We start from the raw sequence: 4,787 nt of genomic DNA on the forward strand, positions 1-4,787 counted from the left end.
AAATAAAATACCGGATGCTCGTTAAAAAAGCTTTGATCATCAAAATTAGCCAGATTAGTAAACATACCACCGATATCTACAGAGTGCCCATAGACAATCGAATTGTCCTGACTAAAATCACTTGAAGCCTGTGCATCTAGAAAAATTGATCCCATACGATTGTATTCCCCACTGATCGTATGATCCAGATAAAAGCTGTTATCACTTCCCTGTACGACCGGATACGATATTTCACACCCCGGAATATAGATCCAACCGACAATATCCGGATTTTGCGCCAACAGCTGATCCCAATCTGGTTCTAACAAATTGGCATCATCCGATGAAACAACCAACTTTTCCAATTCTTCCGTTTCTTTCTTTACAGTATCTTGTGTGTTATAGATTGTCCAAAGTTGATAGGCACTAAATGCAAATACGCCAATACAAATAATCATTAATATTCGATAAATCCATTTTTTCATAGCTTTATATTAAACTATTCTTTCATACAGAGCAAATGATTCTACTCCCTGCATGAAAAAAAAGCAGATTCAAACGAATCCGCTCTTAACACTTTACTTACTTAATAAGCTTGCAGCTGCTTCATCAACAACCAAAGTAACATCCGGATGATTTTGTAGAACTGAAGCCGGCATATCTGTTGTGACAGGACCTTCTACAGTTGCCTTAACAGCTTCTGCTTTTTCCGGTCCGGAAACAACCATCAATACTTTCTTGGATTTCATGATCGTACCAATTCCCATAGTGATAGCTTGTTTTGGCACTTTGTTCATATCATTGTCAAAGAAACGAGCATTGGCTTCGATCGTACTTTGGGTTAAATCTACGATGTGTGTCATTTCATCAAATGGTGTACCTGGTTCGTTGAATCCAATATGACCGTTACGACCGATTCCTAACAACTGCAGATCGATGGAAACCTTTTCCAGTTCTTTTTCATAGCCTTCGCAGTCTTCTTTTGTAGATCCATAAGGAACGTGTGTATTATTTGGATCGATATCAATATGATCAAACAAATTTTCTTTCATGAATGTGTAATAAGACTGTGGATTGCTTCTATCGATACCAACATATTCATCCAAGTTATATGTTACGACATCCTTATAGCTTGTTCCATTTTCTTCATGATCTTTGATCATACATTTGTACAATCCTACAGGGGAACTTCCTGTGGCAAGCCCTAATACAACACCTGGCTTGCTAGTGACAACTTCTTTCATGACTTCAAATGCCTTCTGCGACATTTCATCATAATCTTTACAAACAACTACCTTCATATAATACCTCCATATGTTACTCAAATTATAACATAGCCTACCCCTCTTCTCGTATCTTTTTTCGTAAACGTTTTATCTTTTTCAACAAGTTTTATCTTTTTGTCTTTTTTATTTGTATATTTTGTGAAAAAGATGAACTTGTGCAAATAGAATAGTATAATGATTTTGAACAGGAGGTTACATTATGCCAAAACAAAATCCATTATTAAACATCATAAAACGCCAAAAACAAGGAGAAGCTGTGGGAATTTATTCTTGTTGTTCCAGTAACAGCTTTGTCATTGAAGCGGCTATTGAAACCGCAAAAAAACAAAATTCATGTGTATTGATTGAATCAACGGCCAACCAGGTGGATCAAAACGGCGGTTATTCAGGAATGACTCCTAAAGATTTCTATAAATACTGTCTGGATGTCGCCGGTAAAGTAGGACTGGACAAAGATTGCATTTTCTTAGGTGGCGATCACTTAGGCCCACTCACTGTCAGCAACAAACCAGAAGCCGAAGCCATGGATTATGCCAAAACACTGGTTCATGATTATGTTCGTGCCGGATTCACAAAGATTCATATCGATACCAGCATGAAAGTGGCCGATGATGATCCAAATACACGTTTAAGTGATGAGACGATTGCTCGTCGGGGTGCAACACTGGCAAAAGTTTGTGAAGAAGCTTATCAGGAACTTTTACAGGAAAATCCTGATGCGATCCATCCGGTGTATATCGTAGGAAGTGAAGTACCGATTCCAGGCGGAGCTGTAGAAGAAGATGCCGGTATGCAGGTGACAAAGCCGGAGGACTTCAAGTCAACCGTACAAACCTTTGAAAAAGCCTTTGAAGATATGGGTATTCAGAATGCATGGCAATACGTTATGGCAGCTGTTGTCCAACCCGGTGTAGAGGAAAAAGATGCTGGTTGCGAAGAATATGACAGAGAAAGAGCCAAAGATCTTATGGCCAGCATCAAAGAATTCGATAACTTGGTATTTGAAGGTCATTCCACAGACTATCAGACAAAGTACAAATTAAAAGAACTGATTGAAGATGGTGTAGGCATCTTAAAAGTAGGACCAGGTCTTACATATGCAGCTCGTGAAGGCATCTTTAGCCTTTGCTGCATCGAAGAAGAACTAGCGCAGGTTTACGATTTTGAAACCAGTCACTTCAAAGAAGTCTTAGATGAAGTCATGTTAGAAAATCCAGGTAAATGGGCACCATATTATCATGGCACCGAAAAAGAAATTGCCTTTAAGAGAAAATATTCTTTCTCCGATCGTTCTCGCTACTATATGCCAAATCCAAAAGTACAAGATGCTTTAAACAAATTGCTGAATAACTTAAAAGAACATCCGGTATCACTTCCATTGTTGTCACAATATATGCCAATCCAATATACACTGGTTCGTGAAGGCAAGCTGGAAAACAAACCGGAAGCATTGATCAAAGCACGTGTAGCATATACAATCGAAGAATATACATTCGCGACAAAACAGGAACAATTAGTAAACGAATAAGGCTGATACATTTCAGCCTTTTCTTATGCTAAAATGAGGATATGAACAAGAATACTTTAAAACAGATTATATTAGCCATCAATGAATCTAGTTTAGAAAGTCAATCAAGAGAAGAATTGATTCACAGAGTCAAAGAAAAAACACAATTAGCAAGAACGACTATTTTACAAGCTATTGATATATTATATCAACACAAAGCTTTAGAATGGCTGCAGGAAGAAGTGGACCTATTCCCTTGTGCTGTTATTTTTGCGCGTTCTAAACCTAACAGTATTACCGAAATCTTGTCCTATTGGCAAATGTTTCATACAGATGCATCCTTCTGGAGAAACAATGGTTTTGAGATCAAAGATAAAAAAATATTGTATTATATCGAACAAATGGAAAAAGAAGACCCAGAAAAGATTGTCAGTGATACATTATCAATCTTATATACCGATTCCATCATCCATAAAAGTAAATACATTCCTTATAAAAATGAAGACCGAACAATCGTGCCTTTAAAGAATAGAGACTTTTTATACAACGTTATGCCAAAAAAAGGAATTCCTACCAACCGAGACATTTCAAAAGATCTGCAAGTCTATTTCAAAGACACTTTAATGCACGAATTTGATCGCACTTGCCCAATTTGTGGTATTCATATGCCTCATATGTTGATAGCCAGTCATATCAAACCATTTAGAGATTGCGCCCATATCTTTGAAGCCGCTGATCATAATAATGGACTATTGCTTTGTCGAAACCACGATTTCTTATTTGACCAAGGCTACATCAGTTACCAGGACGATGGTACATTGATCATCTCTAAACATTTAAAACATCCGGAACATTACAATCTAAAAGATTTGAATTCTAAATATATGAGTGAAAATAGAAAGCTCTATATGAACTATCATAGAAAACACATCTTCCAGGACTAAAGTAGCTGACTTTTTATTACCGAGTTCAATTATAAAAGCCCAGGAATCCTTATGAATCTATACTTTCTTACTGAGCTCAAACGTAGTAAAATAGGAACAGATTAGGAGGAAACTATGTCAAAAAAATATCCTGCCTTATATACTACGAGTACCAAAGGCACATTTTTTAAACATTGCAGCATAAACAAAACGATTTATTTTGAATTGCTCATGAATGAAGAACAAGCATTGAAAAATTCTGAATACAAAGAATATATGAACTATATTCAACAAGAATGCTATGATGCTTTGGTTCACAAATTCATCACTTCACAACCATTGAAGGTGACAAACGATAGAATTCCTTTTGTGATTTTTAAAAGTAATGCTGATTTCTCAACGATTCGTTTGTTCTGTAAGGCCATTTTAGATGAACTTTATGCATCTACAGGTATTGATCCAAAAGCCAAGTATTATGAAACTGAAACTATTTTTGTAGAAATCAATAAAACTCCAACAATGTTACGAAAAAATAATATTGGAGAAAAATTGACACAAAGTCCTGGATTCAAAAACAATATAGAAATATTGGAAGGCTCCCATGAAAAGATCGACTCTGGTATTGTAACTTCTTTTAAAGAATATGAGATTTTGAAAGCAGAAAAAGAAAAAGTTGATGATGATGAAATTGTAGAGTGGTAATCTATGCATTATCACTCTTTTTTGGTGCTTTAAATTCTGTTGGGGTTTCCACAAATTCTATTTCAATCAAAGTGGGGTAAAATCACCCCGCTTTGATTTTAAAGGTTTGATCCTATCTTTTCATATCCAGACAATTTTTAGTTGGATTTTGTATATTTTTCTCTTGGTTTTCTTTATATTTATTTCTATTCCTACCTTGCTTTTTGATAGAATCAAACATACTGATTTTATCAAGAGAGTAACGCCATTTTTGAAACCCTAACATAATTTAATATATCTCTTTTTTACAAAAAAAATGAAGAGCTCTTTAGCAATGTCATTAAGTTAAGACAACTATAACTATCCAGGCAATCAAGTCTAGATAGTTTTTTACTAATAAGGCATGACAAA

General features: G+C 35.6%; 6 protein-coding genes. 3 read left to right on the plus strand and 3 right to left on the minus strand.

Annotated features, from left to right (window positions below; all coding sequences use genetic code 11):
* Together U0M88_RS01580 and nagB are read right to left on the minus strand one after the other, a co-directional pair.
* A partial coding sequence (locus U0M88_RS01580) for a class B sortase (protein ID WP_331868689.1) occupies positions 1 to 464 on the minus strand: 464 nt, incomplete at its 3' end.
* A gap of 93 nt (positions 465 to 557) precedes the next feature.
* The gene (gene nagB / locus U0M88_RS01585; protein WP_022790256.1) at positions 558 to 1,280 is read right to left on the minus strand and encodes a glucosamine-6-phosphate deaminase; all 723 of its coding nucleotides are present in this window, start codon (positions 1,278 to 1,280) and stop codon (positions 558 to 560) included.
* 184 nt (positions 1,281 to 1,464) lie between these two features.
* Here nagB and U0M88_RS01590 point away from each other — a divergent pair, with 184 nt between their 5' ends.
* From U0M88_RS01590 to U0M88_RS01600, 3 genes are all read left to right on the plus strand, one after another.
* Positions 1,465 to 2,793: a class II D-tagatose-bisphosphate aldolase, non-catalytic subunit gene (locus U0M88_RS01590; protein ID WP_320863343.1), complete on the plus strand. Its 1,329-nt coding sequence runs from the start codon at positions 1,465 to 1,467 to the stop codon at positions 2,791 to 2,793.
* Between the two features lie 41 nt (positions 2,794 to 2,834).
* The gene (locus tag U0M88_RS01595) at positions 2,835 to 3,716 is read left to right on the plus strand and encodes an HNH endonuclease (protein ID WP_117446398.1); all 882 of its coding nucleotides are present in this window, start codon (positions 2,835 to 2,837) and stop codon (positions 3,714 to 3,716) included.
* 114 nt (positions 3,717 to 3,830) lie between these two features.
* Positions 3,831 to 4,397 (plus strand): hypothetical protein, encoded by a 567-nt coding sequence (locus tag U0M88_RS01600; RefSeq protein WP_117446399.1) that lies wholly within the window; start codon positions 3,831 to 3,833, stop codon positions 4,395 to 4,397.
* A 112-nt stretch (positions 4,398 to 4,509) separates the two neighbouring features.
* Here the strand turns inward: U0M88_RS01600 and U0M88_RS01605 are convergent, their stop codons facing one another.
* Positions 4,510 to 4,662 (minus strand): hypothetical protein, encoded by a 153-nt coding sequence (locus tag U0M88_RS01605; RefSeq protein WP_181965614.1) that lies wholly within the window; start codon positions 4,660 to 4,662, stop codon positions 4,510 to 4,512.
* Between the last annotated feature and the right edge of the window lie 125 nt (positions 4,663 to 4,787).

This window comes from Faecalicoccus sp., from assembly GCF_036552745.1.
In the GTDB taxonomy this organism is placed as follows: Bacteria; Bacillota_I; Bacilli_A; order Erysipelotrichales; family Erysipelotrichaceae; genus Faecalicoccus.

Excerpts from the sequence above, each read along its gene's own strand:
- U0M88_RS01590 (WP_320863343.1), top strand. The coding sequence starts at position 1,465 with ATGCCAAAACAAAATCCATTATTAAACATCATAAAACGCCAAAAACAA.
- U0M88_RS01600 (WP_117446399.1), top strand. The coding sequence starts at position 3,831 with ATGTCAAAAAAATATCCTGCCTTATATACTACGAGTACCAAAGGCACA.
- nagB (WP_022790256.1), bottom strand. The coding sequence starts at position 1,280 with ATGAAGGTAGTTGTTTGTAAAGATTATGATGAAATGTCGCAGAAGGCA.
- U0M88_RS01595 (WP_117446398.1), top strand. The coding sequence starts at position 2,835 with ATGAACAAGAATACTTTAAAACAGATTATATTAGCCATCAATGAATCT.
- U0M88_RS01605 (WP_181965614.1), bottom strand. The coding sequence starts at position 4,662 with ATGTTAGGGTTTCAAAAATGGCGTTACTCTCTTGATAAAATCAGTATG.